Annotated in this window: 17 protein-coding genes; 14 read left to right on the top strand and 3 right to left on the bottom strand. The window is 50.6% G+C overall.

Annotated features, from left to right (window positions below; translation table 11 throughout):
* The first annotated feature begins 328 nt into the window (after nucleotides 1-328).
* Nucleotides 329-1,075 carry a CPBP family intramembrane glutamic endopeptidase gene (locus DFR60_RS29780; RefSeq protein ID WP_110326889.1) on the top strand — a complete coding sequence of 249 codons (747 nt, stop codon included), beginning with the start codon at nucleotides 329-331 and terminating at the stop codon, nucleotides 1,073-1,075.
* The gene (locus DFR60_RS29785) at nucleotides 1,072-2,091 is read left to right on the top strand and encodes a glycosyltransferase family 2 protein (protein WP_002600540.1); all 1,020 of its coding nucleotides are present in this window, start codon (nucleotides 1,072-1,074) and stop codon (nucleotides 2,089-2,091) included. Before DFR60_RS29780 ends, DFR60_RS29785 begins: the two co-directional genes overlap by 4 nt.
* A 105-nt stretch (nucleotides 2,092-2,196) precedes the next feature.
* On the opposite strand, the gene DFR60_RS29790 is transcribed toward DFR60_RS29785, so the two are convergent.
* Entirely contained in the window at nucleotides 2,197-2,853 is a 657-nt protein-coding gene (locus DFR60_RS29790) for a phosphatase PAP2 family protein (RefSeq protein WP_110326891.1), read from the bottom strand.
* Between the two features lie 216 nt (nucleotides 2,854-3,069).
* Here DFR60_RS29790 and DFR60_RS30630 point away from each other — a divergent pair, with 216 nt between their 5' ends.
* The 4 genes from DFR60_RS30630 (at nucleotide 3,070) to DFR60_RS29805 (ending at nucleotide 5,582) form a co-directional block, all read left to right on the top strand.
* Nucleotides 3,070-3,222 carry a hypothetical protein gene (locus tag DFR60_RS30630; protein ID WP_002600538.1) on the top strand — a complete coding sequence of 51 codons (153 nt, stop codon included), beginning with the start codon at nucleotides 3,070-3,072 and terminating at the stop codon, nucleotides 3,220-3,222.
* 256 nt (nucleotides 3,223-3,478) lie between these two features.
* Nucleotides 3,479-4,213 carry an SIR2 family NAD-dependent protein deacylase gene (locus DFR60_RS29795; protein ID WP_110326893.1) on the top strand — a complete coding sequence of 245 codons (735 nt, stop codon included), beginning with the start codon at nucleotides 3,479-3,481 and terminating at the stop codon, nucleotides 4,211-4,213.
* A 161-nt stretch (nucleotides 4,214-4,374) separates the two neighbouring features.
* Nucleotides 4,375-4,854, top strand: a complete 480-nt coding sequence (locus DFR60_RS29800; protein ID WP_110326895.1) for a COG2426 family protein — start codon at nucleotides 4,375-4,377, stop codon at nucleotides 4,852-4,854.
* Nucleotides 4,855-4,889: 35 nt separating this feature from the next.
* Nucleotides 4,890-5,582 (top strand): NUDIX domain-containing protein, encoded by a 693-nt coding sequence (locus tag DFR60_RS29805; protein ID WP_110326897.1) that lies wholly within the window; start codon nucleotides 4,890-4,892, stop codon nucleotides 5,580-5,582.
* Between the two features lie 142 nt (nucleotides 5,583-5,724).
* Here DFR60_RS29805 and DFR60_RS29810 read toward each other — a convergent pair whose 3' ends face one another.
* The gene (locus tag DFR60_RS29810) at nucleotides 5,725-5,985 is read right to left on the bottom strand and encodes a hypothetical protein (RefSeq protein ID WP_110326899.1); all 261 of its coding nucleotides are present in this window, start codon (nucleotides 5,983-5,985) and stop codon (nucleotides 5,725-5,727) included.
* A 187-nt stretch (nucleotides 5,986-6,172) separates the two neighbouring features.
* Here DFR60_RS29810 and DFR60_RS29815 point away from each other — a divergent pair, with 187 nt between their 5' ends.
* On the top strand, nucleotides 6,173-6,844 hold the full coding sequence (locus DFR60_RS29815) for a response regulator transcription factor (protein ID WP_110326901.1): 672 nt from the start codon (nucleotides 6,173-6,175) through the stop codon (nucleotides 6,842-6,844).
* A complete protein-coding gene (locus DFR60_RS29820; RefSeq protein ID WP_110326903.1) occupies nucleotides 6,841-7,902 on the top strand; it encodes a sensor histidine kinase in 1,062 nt (353 codons plus the stop codon). Before DFR60_RS29815 ends, DFR60_RS29820 begins: the two co-directional genes overlap by 4 nt.
* A gap of 19 nt (nucleotides 7,903-7,921) precedes the next feature.
* Here DFR60_RS29820 and DFR60_RS29825 read toward each other — a convergent pair whose 3' ends face one another.
* Nucleotides 7,922-8,137: a hypothetical protein gene (locus tag DFR60_RS29825; RefSeq protein WP_110326905.1), complete on the bottom strand. Its 216-nt coding sequence runs from the start codon at nucleotides 8,135-8,137 to the stop codon at nucleotides 7,922-7,924.
* A 187-nt stretch (nucleotides 8,138-8,324) separates the two neighbouring features.
* On the opposite strand from DFR60_RS29825, the gene DFR60_RS29830 reads away from it, so the two are divergent.
* The 6 genes from DFR60_RS29830 to DFR60_RS29850 all read left to right on the top strand — a co-directional run bounded on the left by DFR60_RS29830 (nucleotide 8,325) and on the right by DFR60_RS29850 (nucleotide 15,773).
* The gene (locus DFR60_RS29830; protein ID WP_110326907.1) at nucleotides 8,325-9,092 is read left to right on the top strand and encodes an ABC transporter ATP-binding protein; all 768 of its coding nucleotides are present in this window, start codon (nucleotides 8,325-8,327) and stop codon (nucleotides 9,090-9,092) included.
* Nucleotides 9,085-11,067: an FtsX-like permease family protein gene (locus tag DFR60_RS29835; protein WP_110326909.1), complete on the top strand. Its 1,983-nt coding sequence runs from the start codon at nucleotides 9,085-9,087 to the stop codon at nucleotides 11,065-11,067. Before DFR60_RS29830 ends, DFR60_RS29835 begins: the two co-directional genes overlap by 8 nt.
* 1 nt (nucleotide 11,068) lies before the next feature.
* Nucleotides 11,069-11,194 (top strand): hypothetical protein, encoded by a 126-nt coding sequence (locus DFR60_RS31185; protein WP_270467472.1) that lies wholly within the window; start codon nucleotides 11,069-11,071, stop codon nucleotides 11,192-11,194.
* 113 nt (nucleotides 11,195-11,307) lie between these two features.
* Nucleotides 11,308-13,494 (top strand): protein translocase subunit SecF, encoded by a 2,187-nt coding sequence (gene secF, locus DFR60_RS29840; protein WP_110326911.1) that lies wholly within the window; start codon nucleotides 11,308-11,310, stop codon nucleotides 13,492-13,494.
* 232 nt (nucleotides 13,495-13,726) lie between these two features.
* Nucleotides 13,727-15,121: a serine hydrolase gene (locus DFR60_RS29845; RefSeq protein ID WP_110326913.1), complete on the top strand. Its 1,395-nt coding sequence runs from the start codon at nucleotides 13,727-13,729 to the stop codon at nucleotides 15,119-15,121.
* A 43-nt stretch (nucleotides 15,122-15,164) separates the two neighbouring features.
* Nucleotides 15,165-15,773 carry an MgtC/SapB family protein gene (locus tag DFR60_RS29850; RefSeq protein ID WP_110326915.1) on the top strand — a complete coding sequence of 203 codons (609 nt, stop codon included), beginning with the start codon at nucleotides 15,165-15,167 and terminating at the stop codon, nucleotides 15,771-15,773.
* The last annotated feature ends 479 nt before the right edge of the window (nucleotides 15,774-16,252 follow it).

Raw genomic sequence — 16,252 nt, forward strand, 5'->3', positions numbered from 1 at the left:
AGACTATACTTAAAAACAAAGCAACACCGCTGTGAAACCCTTATAGAATAGGGCTTCCAGCGGTGTTTGAATTTTTTTACTGTCAAAGACGGGATTATATTATCTGGACACAGAAAAAGCAACCAGTTCTTATTTTCGCACAGGATTTGAGCCGGGCTGCATCACTGTTTACAGCCCCCGCCGGCCCTTGTCATACCGGCGCCGCGGCGGGAACCGGACATAAAAATCAGGAAATGATAAGGAATATTTTAGAAAATTGGGGCTGGATATATTGCTGAGAAATGATATAATGTTCATATTAATATAGGTAAAGAGAGGTTAGATATTGATGATGGTTCTGTACCTGATACTTCCGCTTGTGTTTTACAGTCTGGTGACGGGCGTCATCGCGCTGACTCTGCCGTTACAGGCGCTGATGTGCACTCTGCTGGGGGCTGCGGTTACGTTTCCGGTACTCTATTGCTGGCCTTACCGGTTCGATCAGGCCAGGCGGGGCGTGATGCCGCCCATACCATTTCAGTTTCGGGGCTGCCTTCCCATCCTTATCCTTTTGGGAATTGGAATATGTTTATCTGTCAATAATATGATTAGTTTGACACCGCTGCCGGAGTGGTCTCCCGGCTTCGAAGAGGTCGGGGAAGTGCTTTATTCCCCTCCGTTTCTGATTCAGATACTCGGGTCTGGGCTGGTGATACCTGCGGCAGAGGAGATGATATTCCGGGGGCTGATGTTCGCTCCGTTAAGAGACCGGATGGCATTCTGGCCGGCTGCCCTGATATCGGCCGTACTGTTTGGACTTTACCATGGCAATCTGCTTCAGGGAGTCTATGCATTCCTTCTGGGACTGGTCATGGCATGGCTTTATGAGCGTTTTCAGACGCTGGCCGCTCCCTGGGTATTTCATGCTGCGGCAAATGTTACATCGATTGTTATTGTGAATACAGGACTTGTGATTCTGTCGGAGAAAAGGTCGGCGTTTGCGTTTTATACCACTCTTGCGCTGGCAGTTGTTCTCTCGGTTTTTTGTTTGATCAGAATAAAACGTAAGACGAATATAAAGGAGGAAGAAGTGTGAAGTTATTATCCATTGCAATTCCATGCTATAATTCAGAGGCCTATATGAGGCACTGCATCGAATCGCTTCTGCCGGGAGGCGACGAGGTGGAGATTCTGATTGTCGACGACGGCTCCACGAAGGACCGTACGGCGGAGATAGCAGATGAATACGAAAGAAAGTATCCGGGTATCTGCCGGGCTATCCATCAGGAGAATGGCGGACACGGTGAGGCAGTTAATACAGGACTTCGCAATGCCGAGGGCATTTATTATAAAGTTGTGGACAGTGATGACTGGGTGGATGAGGCGGCCTATCAGGAGATACTCTCGACCCTTCGCCGGTTTGTATGCGGCGAGGAGACGCTGGACATGCTGATCAGCAACTTTGTCTATGAGAAACAGGGCGCGAAGCGAAAAAAGGTTATGAACTACCGGACAGCGCTTCCACAGAACGAACTGTTTACCTGGGATGATGTGAAGGTCTTCATGCTGGGCCAGTATATTCTGATGCATTCCGTCATTTACCGCACGGAACTTCTGCGGGAATGCGGATTAGAGCTTCCAAAGCATACATTCTATGTGGATAATATTTTCGTATACCAGCCGCTTCCTCATGTAAAGACCATGTACTATTTAAATGTGAATTTTTACCGGTATTTTATCGGAAGAGAAGACCAGTCGGTGAACGAGGAGGTCATGATCGGCCGAATCGACCAGCAGATCCGCGTGACGAAGCTGATGCTTGGCTACTGCGATGTCACGAAGCTGAAAAAACGCAAGCTCCGCCGCTACATGGTGCGCTATCTCGAGATTATGATGACGGTTTCCTCCATACTGGCGATCAAGTCCGGGACAGAGGAGAACATGGCGAAGAAGAAGGAGCTGTGGCAGTATCTGCGCAAGCTGAATCTCACGCTGTATCTCCGGCTGAGATGGGGATTCCTGGGACAGGGAACGAACCTTCCGGGCAAGAGCGGCCGCAAGTTTTCCATTGCAGGATACAAGATTACACAGAAATTCTTCGGTTTCAACTGATTTGCAGAATCATAAAGTGAAAAAGAGCCTCCAGCCGATCGGATCGACTGAAGGCTCTTGCTTGTTATGGTGGCCCGAACGGCTGGCGCGGGTGACCGTTTCGTATTAACTGATTGCTTTCTGCGTGACTTTCTTTCTGCTGGTGACGTAACCGTCCGTATAGATAAACTGGAACATGACGTATGCCATCATGACCGCTCCCAGACCGTCGAACGCGGAGTGCTGTTTTAAGAAAACCGTAGCCAGACAGATGGAAACCATTAAGACAAAGGAACCAATCTGTACGGACCGATACTTCTTAAGCCGTTCACTGTGGCTGACTGCGATATGGACGCAGACGGAATTATATACGTGAATGCTTGGAAATACATTGGTGCACGTGTCGGTGGAATAGAGCCACGCTACGATGGCGGAGCAGATATTCTTATCCGGGTTAATGACCGGCCGGAAGTCCGTTCCGTTGGGAAATATGGTGCATACCAGAAGGCTGATGGTCATTCCGGTGAACAGCATGGTGCAAAGCTTGTAATAATCTTTAACATTTGTAAAGAACAGATAAAGGACTGCGCCCGCCACATAGGCGAACCAGAGCATGTAAGGAATAATGAAGTATTCGTTGAACGGAATATAATCATCGAGCCCGACGTGCATGATGTGATAATTGCTCGTCACCGTCTTCTCTAAATAAACGAACCAGGGAATGTAGATGAAAGCGTAGCATAAAATCCATGCGTGCCTGTACTTGTGAAGCAGATTTTTCATATAAGATCAACCCCTTCTGTTGTTAGGTGTGAGTTGTCAGATTCTGATACTATTGATATATATTACCAACTTCCGTGGATTATATCACACCAGTTTGGAGAGTACAAGGGGGTTTACGAAATGTTAAGATTTTTATTACGAAAGTTTAAGCTCCCATTACTGCGGTCATGAGTACAATACTCCTGTCCGGCTCATACTATCCGTGAGGTGATAAAAATGGACAAGGACCAGCAGGAAAAACTGGCGCAGAAGAAATCGAACGAGACCTTCAACAGCATTACCGAGAAGGTAAAGACGGAAAACCAGAATCAGACCCATAATTCACGCCGGGAAGGTATGGGACCGAATACGAAGAGAAAACCGATGTAAGAGATCAAACGTGCAGATGCAAAATGCCGATTTCCATGGATAAGGTCGAATTAGCCCATGGAATCGGCATTTTGCATTTTCAGGGATCGAATACACTGTGCAATTGTATAGAAAGCAGGAATTTGCCGCACGAATAAAGAGTGAGAGGAAAAAAGAGAAAATAAATAGAATATAACATGGAAAATACTGTTATTTCATAGTATAATATTATCATAAAACAGAGCAGTACAAGAAGCTTTGAAGGGAGGGTTTTATTATGGAAGGTAAGATTTCAAAACTGAGGGAAATTCTCGATGAGAGCAGGTACACGGTGGCCATCTGCGGCTCCGGCATGATGGAGGAGGGCGGCTTTATAGGGGTAAAGAATCCCGATAAAGCCTATGATATCGAGACGAAGTACGGATATTCTGCGGAAGAGATCTTTTCCAGCGCCTTCTATAATACACGGCCCGAGTTTTTCTTTGAATTCTATAAGAGAGAGATGCTGGAGAATCCGCCGGAGGACACGGATTCCGGTCCGTCACTGGCAGCGATGGAACGGGCCGGGAAGCTGCAGTGTCTCATTACCAGCAATATTTATGCAAAGGCTCAGAGGGCCGGCTGCAAAAACGTGGTGAATCTTCACGGGACGATCTATGCGAATAAATGCCCGCATTGCGGCAGGGAATACACCATGGAACAGGTGCGGGATGCGAAAAAGATACTTCTCTGCGACAAATGTGATATCCCCATCCGCCCGCAGGTATCGCTGTTCGGTGAGATGGTGGACAGCCGCCTGATGACAAAGACCTCCAATGAGATATCGAAGGCAGAGGTCCTTCTGCTTCTCGGAACGACATTGGATTCTGAGGTATTCGGAAACTACGTGAAATATTTTACCGGGCGGTGGCTGGTGATTATCCATCCGAACCGCCACTATTTGGACGACAAGGCGGATATGCTGTTTTTGGATTATCCGAAAAATATACTGCCGGGATTGGGTTACAAATAAGCGGAAAATCTGAAATACGTTTCTACGGGGAACTGCTGAATCAGCGGTTTCCCGTATTAATTTTCCGCATAAATTTATTATCTTTTTCTAAAAAGGTTGTAAGGATCCCGATCTTTGTGTATAGTATAATGGCAGACTTTTTATAGGAAAGGAATATCAGGATGTTACAAAGTTATATAATGGTTTTTTTTATTTCCATGGTACCGCTCATTGAGCTTCGCGGCGCCATTCCTTATTCCCAGGTGATGGGCCTGCCTCTTTTAGAGTCGTATATCATCGCCATTATCGGAAACATGCTCCCGGTTCCGATCATCTATTTATTTGCCAGAAAGGTTTTAGAATGGGGAGCGGACAAGCCCGTGATCGGCGGATTTTTCACGTGGTGTCTGGAAAAAGGAAAGCACGGCGGCGAGAAGCTGCAGGCGAAGGCGGGCAAAGGGTTGTTTGTCGCTCTGCTGCTGTTCGTAGGAATCCCGCTTCCAGGTACGGGCGCGTGGACCGGTACGCTGGCAGCCAGCCTTCTCGACATCGACTTCAAATCCAGTATCCTCGCAGTCATGGGAGGCGTACTTCTTGCCGGAGTCATTATGGGACTGGCCAGTGTGGGCGTTTTGGGAGCGCTTAATTCTGTTATTTTTTAAAGCCGGGCCGCAGGGACCGGGGAGGAGGAATTCCTATGGAACTGAAAAATGAAGATGGGCTGACCGAGAAAGAGTTCTTAGCACAGTACAGGCCCGGAAATTATGAGCGGCCGTCGGTGACTGTGGATATGCTGATTTTTGCAGTCGATCCGGAGTCGGAAGATGAGGACCCGGAGCTTCTGCTGATCCGCAGACGGAACCATCCGTGTATTGGCCAGTGGGCTATGCCGGGCGGATTCGTGAATATGGACGAATCGCTGGAGGAAGCCGCGGCCAGAGAGCTGGAGGAGGAGACCGGGATCACCGGTGTCTGCATGGAACAGCTCTATACATGGGGCAGTGTAAAACGTGACCCGCGGACGCGGATCATCTCTGTATCGTATATGGCTGTTGTGCCGAAGGACGAACTGAATCCGGTCGCAGGAGACGATGCAAAGGAAGCCGTGTGGTTTCAGGTTAAGAAAAAGAAGCTGTCGGATCTGGCAGATGGTGCGACATACGCCCTGACTGTGGAGAATGAGGAACGCCATATTTTCATCGGATACCGGATTACGGAAGGATATACCCACATGGGACTCATGTGGAAGAAGGATACACATGCGGAACTGCTGCCTGCGATCGATGTAAATGACACGGAAGCGCTGGCTTTCGACCACGCCTATATTTTAAATACGGCGCTGGACCGTCTGGAGGAGATGCAGAAGGAGTACCGCGAACAGCTGGAATGACGAGGCAAAAGACCGCTGCCGCAGGGCAGAGAGAGGGCCGGGAAACCAAAGAAGCATACTTTGGTTTCCCGGCCTTTTGTATGAAAGGCGTTATCAGCGGCTAGAGCGTGATTCGTGAAACATATTATGGGGAAAAGGAAGATCAGACACAGCCGTCTTCACAGGCGAGCAGAAAGCTGGCTTCCCCGTAATCTTTTTTATCCACATATAAATAGTATTCTCTTATGGGCTTTGTCTGGATCATAGGGGCGGCTGTAGTGATGAATCCCGGTCTGATCGGATTCAAATCGCATTCCTTTATGATATAAGGAATCTTATTCTTTTTCAGAATCCGTCCGATACGGGAGCATTCCACCATGGAAAAACCGGAGTACAGTTCTTTACGGTTAAATATGGTTATCATGGTCAAATCCCCCTTTCTTCTTAGTTTCAGTATATCACTTCCGGTTCCGGACTTCTTTACATTTTCATTAAAAATCCATACGGTTTTAAAACAGAACAGTTCCTTAGCAAAGCTTCTGAAATATTTAAAGAAAAAATTAAGATTTGGCTGGTAAAATAGGGAACGAAAGTAGATGAGGAGGCAGCCAATGTATAAGATACTGATTGTCGAGGATGATGAGGTGATCGGCAGAACTGTGCAGAATCACCTGCAGGAGTGGGGCTATGAGGCGGTCTGTGTGAAAGACTTGAAGCATGTACTGGCCGAATTTGCGGCCTTTGAACCGCATCTTGTTCTGATGGACATCCTGCTGCCATACTTTAATGGCTGTCACTGGTGCGGGGAGATTCGGAAGCTTTCCAATGTGCCCGTGATTTTCCTGTCCTCGGCGTCCGACAACATGAATATTATTATGGCGGTTTCCATGGGGGGCGATGATTTTATAGCAAAGCCCTTTGATCTGAATGTGATGACGGCCAAGGTCCAGGCCATGCTCAGGCGGACGTATGATTTTGCAGGAAAACATCACTTGATTGAACACGGCGGGGCAGTCCTTAATATCAATGACGCCACTCTGACTCATCAGGAGATGAAAGTGGAACTGACCAAGAATGAATTCCGGATTCTTAAGCTTCTCATGGAACAGGCGGGACGTACCGTCTCCAGGGAAGAGGTGATGACGAGGCTGTGGGAGACGGACAGCTATGTGGACGACAATACACTGACCGTCAATGTGAACCGGCTCCGGAAGAAACTGGACGGCGCTGGCCTTGCGGATTTTATTGTCACGAAGAAAGGCATGGGGTATATGATAAGATGAAGGGAAGGAAGCTGCTGTCTCTGACAGGCCTCTATTTAAAAAGGAACCGTACGGTAATTACGGCGGGCGTCTGCGGCGGAATCCTGTGTGCGGCCGTATTCTGGCTGTACCGTCTTCCCGTGGAGGCGGTGCTCTACGCCTGGATTCTGGGAGCGGTGCCGGGGCTCCTTCTGTCTGTCCGAAGCTTTTCCCGATACTGCAAAAAATGCGGGGACTTAGAGCGAATGGCGGCCCAGAAGACGGGCTATGCGGATCCCTTTGAGGAGACCTCCGATCAGCTGGAGCTTCTGTACCGGAGGCTTCTCGTCTCTTCCTATGAGGAGAGGGAACGGCTGCTTCGGGAGGAAGAGGAGAAGCGGACGGAGATGAAGGACTATTATACCATGTGGGTTCACCAGGTAAAGACCCCCATCGCGGCCATGAACCTGATTCTTCAAACACACCCTGGCGGAGGAACGGGCCACAGCCAGCTGTCCAATGAGCTTTTTAAGGTCGAACAGTATGTGGAAATGGTGCTTCAGTACCTGCGGGCGGACAGCCCTTCCGCCGATCTGGTCATCCGTGAATGCTCGCTGGATGCCATCGTCAAAAAAGCCATTCACAAGTATGCTCCGGTATTTATCCGGAAAAAGATCGCACTCGATTACAGACCTGCAGCCTGTCTGGTGCGGACCGATGAAAAATGGCTTCTGTTCGTCATAGAACAGCTTCTGTCCAATGCGTTAAAGTACACAGAGAGCGGCAGAATCTCGGTCTATCAGGAGACGGAAAGTCCCTCCGAACGGAGCTCGGTAAAACGTAAGGCAGGGGAAGTCATACGGACGCTGGTGATCGAAGACACGGGAAGAGGAATCACCCCGGAGGACATCCCCAGGGTGTTCGAGAACGGGTATACGGGCTGTAACGGCCGCACGGGCCAGGGATCGACGGGAATCGGCCTCTATCTGTGCAAAAAGGTCATGACCCGTCTGGCACACGAGATGGTAATCGAATCGGAACCAGGAGTGGGGACGAAAGTGAAGCTGCTCCTGGATATGACGAAATTTATACCGGAATAGAGATGACTCTGAAAGAGGCTTATGAAATAAATAGCCCCTTAATTCGCTGAAACAGGGATTTCTTATGGATTCCCATGGATTCCAAGTACGCTTTTTCCGCCTGTTTCATGGCTTTTTTGGGGTTATATCCGGATAGGGGCGTGCGGGATTTGCCAGGGCGTCCATGGGTGTTTTCAAATTCCTGAATGGTGTAGGCGCCCCTCTGACGTGCGCGCTGTTCAAAACTGCTGTACATGGAAATACCTCCTTCCGCTGCATGGATAACGATCTGTTTGTGATTTCAGTATACCACCGGAATGCGGTCCCAGTCTTTAAGCTTCCCTTACATTTTTGTAAGGATACGCAGAAAAATGTAAGCCTCATCGATGGCGGCCGCTCTTTCCCGTCTGATATACTGCTGTCATAGGAAAGGAGGCAGCATTATGCCATTGCTTGAAGTGAATCAATTAAAAAAGGTCTATACCACCCGTTTTGGAGGAAATCAGATAAATGCACTGAACGGAGTCAGTTTTACGGTGGAAAAGGAAGAATACGTCGCAATCATGGGAGAGTCGGGATCGGGGAAAACCACACTATTAAACATTTTAGCCGCTCTTGACAAACCCACCGGAGGCGCCGTCCTCTTAAACGGAAGAGATATGAAAACGATCCCGGAGGGAGAGCTGGCCGCGTTCCGCAGAGACCACTTAGGCTTCGTGTTTCAGGATTTTAATCTGCTGGATACGTTTTCTCTGGAGGACAATATCTATCTGCCCATGGTTCTGGCAAAGAAGGACTACGGGGAAATGAAACAGAAGGCGGATCCCATCGTGGGAAAGCTGGGAATTAAGGAGCTTATGAAGAAATTTCCATATGAGGTCTCGGGCGGCCAGAAGCAGAGGGCGGCGGTTGCCAGGGCCCTGGTGATGGACCCGGCGATCATTCTGGCGGATGAGCCTACGGGCGCGCTGGATTCCCGGGCTTCCGACCAGCTTCTCGATCTGTTCGGAGGAATCAACCGGGAGGGACAGACCATCCTGATGGTAACCCACAGCGTCAAGGCGGCCAGCCATGCAAAACGGGTGCTGTTTATCAAGGATGGAGAGGTGTTCCATCAGCTCTACCGCGGCGAAATGACGGAGGCGAAGATGTATCAGCGGATTTCCGATACTCTGGCCGTCTTAGAGGCGGGAGGTGGCCGCGATGAATAACCTGTTTTACACAAGGCTGGCCGTTCAGAATTTAAAGAAAAATTCAGCCGTCACGGTTCCGTATCTTCAGACCTGCATTGGCTCCGTGATGATGTATTATATTATCTCTTCCCTGACGGTGAATCCGGGCTTTGCCCATATGCAGGGAGGCGGCTCCATGGTATTTATTCTGATGCTTGGCTGCGTAGTCATGGCTGTGTTCTCCGTAATGTTTCTCATTTACACCAACAGCTTTCTGGTGAAACGGAGAAAGCAGGAATTCGGGCTGTTTCAGGTACTGGGCATGGGAAAAAAGCATCTGGCCCGGATCATGGCGATCGAGACGCTGCTTACGGCGGCGGTGAGCCTGGTGTCCGGGATTCTGCTCGGCTTTTTGCTGTACCGGGTCTTTGCGCTGCTGCTGTACCGCCTGATGAAACTGGATATTTCCTGGGATTTCAGTTTCGTCCCGGAGGCGGCTTTTGCGTGTGTGAAGCTCTTTGGCGTCATATTTCTGGTGATTCTCTTCTATAATATATGGCAGGTTGTAAAGGCGAGACCGGTGGAAATGCTGGCAGGTAAGCAGGCGGGGGAGCGGGAGCCGAAGGCGCCGTGGCTGCTGGCTGTGTTGGGCGTCATTTCTCTGGCAGCGGGGTACTGGATTGCCATTTCGACGGAGCGGACAGCGATGATCATCTTTGCCTTCTTCATCGCGGTACTGTTCGTGATTGCCGGTACCGGCCTCTTATTTACCGCGGGAAGTGTTACGCTGCTTAAGCTGATGAAAAAGAATAAAAGCTATTATTATCAGACGCGCCACTTCATCTCTGTCTCGGGAATGATATACCGGATGAAACAGAATGCGGCCGGTCTGTCTGTGATCTGCCTTCTGTCCACAGCGGTTTTAGTCATGCTTTCTTCCACGGTTTCCCTCTATGTGGGACTGGACGATGTGATGAGAAACCGTTTTAAACGGGATTACGTGGTGACGGTGTACGATTATTCCGACGACACGTCAGCGAAGACCGACGGGATTGTGGATAGTGCCTTAAAGGAGGCAGGGGAGACCGCAAAAGGGCTTGTCAGCTACCGCTATGTCAGCTTTGCCGCGGTGGATACGGGAGACGGCTTCGAGGTAAGAGAGGAGAATCTGGCGGACTACAACAGCCTGGACTATCTCTTCTTCATGACTCTGGAGGACTATAACCGGATTTCAGGGCAAAATGTCAGCCTGCGTGATGACCAGGTGATGGTGCTTGCGGATGGGATGCGTTACGACCGGGATACATTTTCCATCTTCGGAAGACGGTACGATGTCGCCGGCTTAAAAGGCCAAACCGTAGAGGACGGTATGGACGCCATGGGGTCCGTGGGGAGCCTTCATATCGTTCTGCCGGATTTTTCCCAGCTGGAGGAGATGGAGAAAATGCAGGCAGAGGCCTACGGGGAGGCGAAATCCAGACCCGTTTACTATGTGGCCTTCGACGCTGGAGACGGCAAAGAGGGTTCCGCGGGATTGTACAAAGATCTGGAGGAACGGTTAAATGGCCTGGGATTGACCTACCGTCTCGAATCGGCGGCCATGGAGCGGGGATCCTTTTTCTCCCTGTACGGAGGGCTGTTCTTCGTCGGATTGTTTCTGGGAACGTTGTTTGTGATGGCGACGGTACTGATTATCTATTACAAGCAGATTTCCGAGGGCTATGAGGATAAGAAGCGGTTTGAAATCATGCAGAATGTGGGGCTGTCGGCCCGTGAGATCAAGAGCGCCATCCGTTCCCAGGTGCTTACCATGTTCTTTCTGCCGCTGGTTACGGCCGCTGTCCATATCTGCTTCGCATTTCCGATGATCGCAAGGCTTCTGGCCCTGCTGAATCTGCGGAATGTAGGGCTGTTTGCCGTGTCCACGGCCGGAGCGGTACTGCTGTTTGCTGTCTTTTACGGGGTGATCTATGGGGTTACTTCTAAAAAATATTATGAAATTGTAAAGAGGTGATGTGTCAGTGAAGATTCTGATGGGGATCATGGGGTCCATATCCATCGTTGTGCTGCTTTTATTCATACAGGAGATCCGGAAGGAACTGGAAGAAGAGCGCTGGTGGAGGGACCGGGGAAAATCTTAATGGTTTCTTAGCACCATTTTCTCTCATAACAGTCTATAATGAATGACGATAAGAAGACTGGAGTGTGTTTGAAAATAAAACACACTCTGCGATGAGACGAAAAGGAGAGCACTATGAAACCAGGAAAGAAAACACTTGGAATCCTGACGGTAATCGTCATCCTTGCGGTTTATACCGCATGCTTCGGCCTTGGAAAAGACATTAAGGGCGCGGGGGACATGAGATTTGGAATCGATATCCGGGGCGGCGTCGAGGCTGTATTCGAGCCAGTGGGCTTAGACCGGAATCCCGCGCCGAATGAGATCGAAGCGGCCAGGAATATAATCGAGACGAGACTGGATGATAAGAATATCACGGACCGCGAGGTGACAACGGATAATGAAAAGGGTTATGTAATCGTCCGTTTTCCGTGGAAATCCGACGAAAAGGATTTTAAGCCGGAGGCTGCCATCGCGGAACTGGGCGACATGGCCAATTTGACCTTCCGTGATGAGAGCGGCACTGTAATGCTGGAAGGAAGGGACATCTCCACCAGCCGGCCCGTAGAGTATTCGGACCAGACCGGAATTAAAAAATATGAGGTGGAGCTGCAGTTTACAAAGGATGGCGCGGATAAATTTGCCGATGCCACCGGCAAACTGGTAGGCCGACGCATGGGAATCTACATGGATGAGGAGCTGATCTCCAATCCGGTGGTTCAGGACAAGATTACGGGCGGCAACGCCGTGATCAACGGCATGGAGTCGTATGCGTCCGCAAAGAGCTTATCGGACAAGATCAATGCGGGTGCCCTGCCGTACGCCATGGAGACGAAGAACTTCAGCACCATCAGCCCGAGCCTGGGCTCCAATGCCTTGAATATCATGGTATTTTCAGGTGTGGTAGCGTTCTTCTGTATCTGTATTTTCATGATCGCCATGTACCGCCTGCCGGGAATGGTGGCATGCTTTGGCCTGATTCTTCAGACCTCCATACAGCTGCTGGCGATCTCGATCCCGCAGTATACGCTGACACTGCCCGGTATCGCCGGTATCATACTGACCATAGGTATGGCGGTGGATGCCAATATTATCATCAGCGAGCGTATCGGTGAGGAGCTTGGAAACGGCGTTTCGCTGACCGAGGCGGTCAAACGGGGATACAAGAGGGCTTTCTCTTCCGTGCTGGACGGAAACCTGACAAGCGCTATCGTGGCGATAATCCTGATGTTCTTCGGGTCAGGCACCATGCTGAGCTTCGGCTATACGCTGCTTGTGGGCCTGATCATCAATCTGGTGGTGGGCGTCTGGTTCTCCAGAACTGTACTTCTTTCCATCATACGGGAAGGCAGATTCCACGATTTGAAGTGGTATAAGGTGAAGAAGAATCAGAAGATTTATCCAATCATGAAACGGAAATACATATGGTTTGCCATCTCCATCTGTATGCTCCTGGCCGGCGTGCTGGGATTTATGAAGAACGGAGTGAGCCTGGACACCCAGTTTACGGGCGGAACGACGTTAAAGTATGAGATAGAGGGGGCGGCCGATGTGAATTCCGACGCCGTTGCTGCCAAGGTATCCGGCGAGACCGGAAGAAATGTAAATGTCCGCCTGACAAAAGAGGATGGCCTTGGAAAACAGTTTATGGTTCTGACCTTTGCAGGGCAGGAAGGCATCAGCCCGGAGAGCCAGGAATACGTGACGCAGATATTAAACGGCTATCAGGATGGCTTTACGGCGACCCTGTCGGAGACGTATGCGGTTCAGCCGTATATGGGACAGAAGACGCTCCACAACGCCGTGATCGCCATGGTTCTGGCTGCGGTGCTGATAACGGTGTATGTTTGGATCCGGTTTTCCATCCTTTCGGGCCTTTCTGCGGGAGTATCTGCGGTGATCGCGCTGATCCACGATGTGCTGATCGTGCTGTGCGCGTTCCTGATCTTTGCGATTCCGCTGAATGACGCGTTTGTGGCGGTGGTGCTGACCATCATCGGTTACTCCATCAACGATACGATCGTAATCTATGACCGGATCAGAGAGAACATGAATCTTCATAAGTGTAAAAATATCGACGAGCTGGTGGATACCAGCGTATCCCAGAGTCTTGGACGGTCGCTGCACACCTCACTGACGACGTGCATCAGCGTACTGATCCTGGTAATTGCATCGTGGCATTTTGGGATCCAGTCCATTTTTGAATTCTCCCTGCCTCTGTTATTCGGGCTTGTGAGCGGCTGCTTTTCTTCTATTTGCGTGGCCAGCGTGATTTGGGCCATGTGGAAAAACGCCCATAAGGCAGAAAGTAAAAAAAGATAAGGCATAAAATGAGCACGCCTGGCGCAGACAGGGACCGGATTACCCGGCTCCGGCCTCCGCCGGGCGTGCGCTCTTATTGTAAGAAAATTTTAATCCGTATCCGTGCAATTTTGTGCTATACTGTTTAGGGAAATACTACAGATAAAAATCGGCAGACCGTGCTGTGTGCCGATGCAGGATAAAGGTTATTGTACATAATACAGAATACAGGATGACACGGGGAGAAACAGACATGGTAAAACGCTTTAACAGAATATGGAGCATTGCAATCAGCTTAAGCCTTTTGGCTTCGGTACCGGCCTTCGGTGATATTCCGATCGTCCCGCCCATAAGCGGCGGATCGGATAACGGAATTTCAGGGCCGGAGACAGCGGGACCGGGCGGGGATAATACCCAGAGCGGCCCGGGAGCTTCGACGGGAACAGGGAATTCGACGGGAACGGGAACTTCCGCTGGATCAGGGAACTCGACAGGGCCGGGAACTTCCGTAGGCCCAGGGGCCACCCAGGGAAGCGGGACCGGCGGCAGTGTGGTGAACACATTAAAGCAGCCGGAGATCCAGGCTCAGGGCGCGGTGCTCATGGATGCGGCCACGGGAAACCTGCTCTATTCAAAAGAGGCGGAGACGAAGTTTTACCCCGCCAGCATCACGAAGCTGATGACAGCTCTTCTGGTAGCGGAAAAGTGCAGTCTCGACGATACGGTTACATTTTCGAAGACGGCGGTTACAAATCTGGAGTCCGGCGCTGTTACGCTGGGACTGGTGGAAGGGGACAAGCTGACGGTGCGTCAGAGTCTCTACGGTCTCCTTTTAAAATCTGCCAACGAGGTAGCCAACGGTCTGGCCGAGCATACGGCGGGGAGTATCAGCAAGTTTGCGGACATGATGAATGCCAGGGCGAAGGAGCTGGGCTGTACGAACACGAATTTCGTCAATCCGAACGGCCTCAACAATTCCAACCACTATACGACGCCTCATGATATGGCGCTGATCGCACGGGCGGCATTTCAGAATGGTACGGTAAGCAAGATCGCATCGACCTTAAGCTACCAGATTCCGGCGACGCAGAAGGCGGCGGCCCGCACGATATCCCTGGGCCACAAGATGCTTTATCCCAATGACGCCAGATATTACCAGGGTGTTATCGGAGGAAAGACCGGATATACTTCACTGGCAGGCAATACGCTGGTGACATGTGCGGAGCGGGACGGCGTACGTCTGATCGCGGTTATCATGAAGAGCAAGTCTACGCAGTACACGGATACCTCGGCTCTGCTGGACTATGGTTTTGCGCTGAAGAATGGAGGCTCCCAGACTGCAAAGTGGCAGCAGGAGGGGGCAAAGTGGTACTTTGTAAAGAACGACGGAAACCGCGCCGCCAATGAGTGGATGACGATAGACGGGGCTGATTACTGGTTCGATTCCGACGGGACCATGGCTACGGGCTGGCGCCATTATTCCAACGACGTGTGGTATTATTTCAAGTCCGGCGGCGCTATGGCTTCCAGTACCTGGGTGGAGTCCGACGGCCAATGGTTTTACTTAGGCGCCGATGGGGCGATGATGAAGAATACGGTGACTCCGGATGGATATACGCTGGACGCGTCCGGCGTATGGGTGAAGTAGAAGACAATCCGCCATACAGGACGATCCGGACAGAGGTGATAAATTGAACGAATTTGTCATGGAACAGCTTATCTATGTGCTGAGGCTGGTGTCCGCCGCGTTATGCGGCGGACTAATTGGTTATGAAAGACAGAGCAGGAAGAAGACGGCGGGAACGAGAACCCATGTGATTATCGCGGTCGCTGCGGCCGCGATGATGATCATCTCCAAGTACGGTTTTAACGACGTGCTGGGAGACTATGTTAAGCTCGACCCATCCCGTGTGGCCGCGGGTATTGTGACGGCTGTGGGCTTCATCGGTTCGGGAATCATCATTTTTAGAAATAATAATGTAAACGGCATCACAACATCAGCCGGAATCTGGGCGACGGTGGGCGTCGGTATGGCCATGGGCGCGGGAATGTATGTGCTGGGAGCCGTCTCGACGATGATCGTGATGATTGTGGAACTGTTTCTCGGAAGAAAAGGGTATTTCACAGGAAGATACGAGGAAGACAAAGAACTGGAGATCGAATTTCGTGAGAATCCGGGAGAGGACATCCTGCGGTTCATCGAACAGACGCTGCGGGACGAGTCGTGCAAATCTGACAATATACAGCTGGCAGGGCTTTTTAAGTCCAGGAATGAGATTAAACGGGTGTCCATTCAGTAGCAGGCGGATGGAGGCCGGATAAGAGGTTCAGGAATAGAGGAGAAGGCATGCGCGGGTAACCGCGGCATGCCTTCTTCTTTTTTTTAGTGCGCCCGGCGGCGCACGTCTCTAACTGGTGAAAGTCCGGAATCCGCCCGGTGGTGGGAAGGATATAGCCGAAGGCAAGGGTGTTCATCGTGAGGTGAAATCTGAAGGAAGCCGGATGTGGGGAACATACTAACCCATGGGCAAATCTCTGGTCTGACGGACAGAAATCACATCAGGCCGTGCGTGAGGGTAAGGCTGCTAAACAAGTCGAAGCCCAATAACCACACGGAATCACGTATGGTAAATGTGGCAGATAGATGGAGAGAAAGAGACGTGTGGTACCCGGGGAGGTCTGTGCGGAATGTCCTGAAAGGGATAACCATTATCGAAAGATAGTGCTGAACGTACAGAAGTCAGCCGAGGTCGTAGTAGTCGAGAGATGAAGGACCGAA

It is taken from the genome of Hungatella effluvii (assembly GCF_003201875.1).
GTDB classification, from domain to species: Bacteria; Bacillota; Clostridia; order Lachnospirales; family Lachnospiraceae; genus Hungatella; species Hungatella effluvii.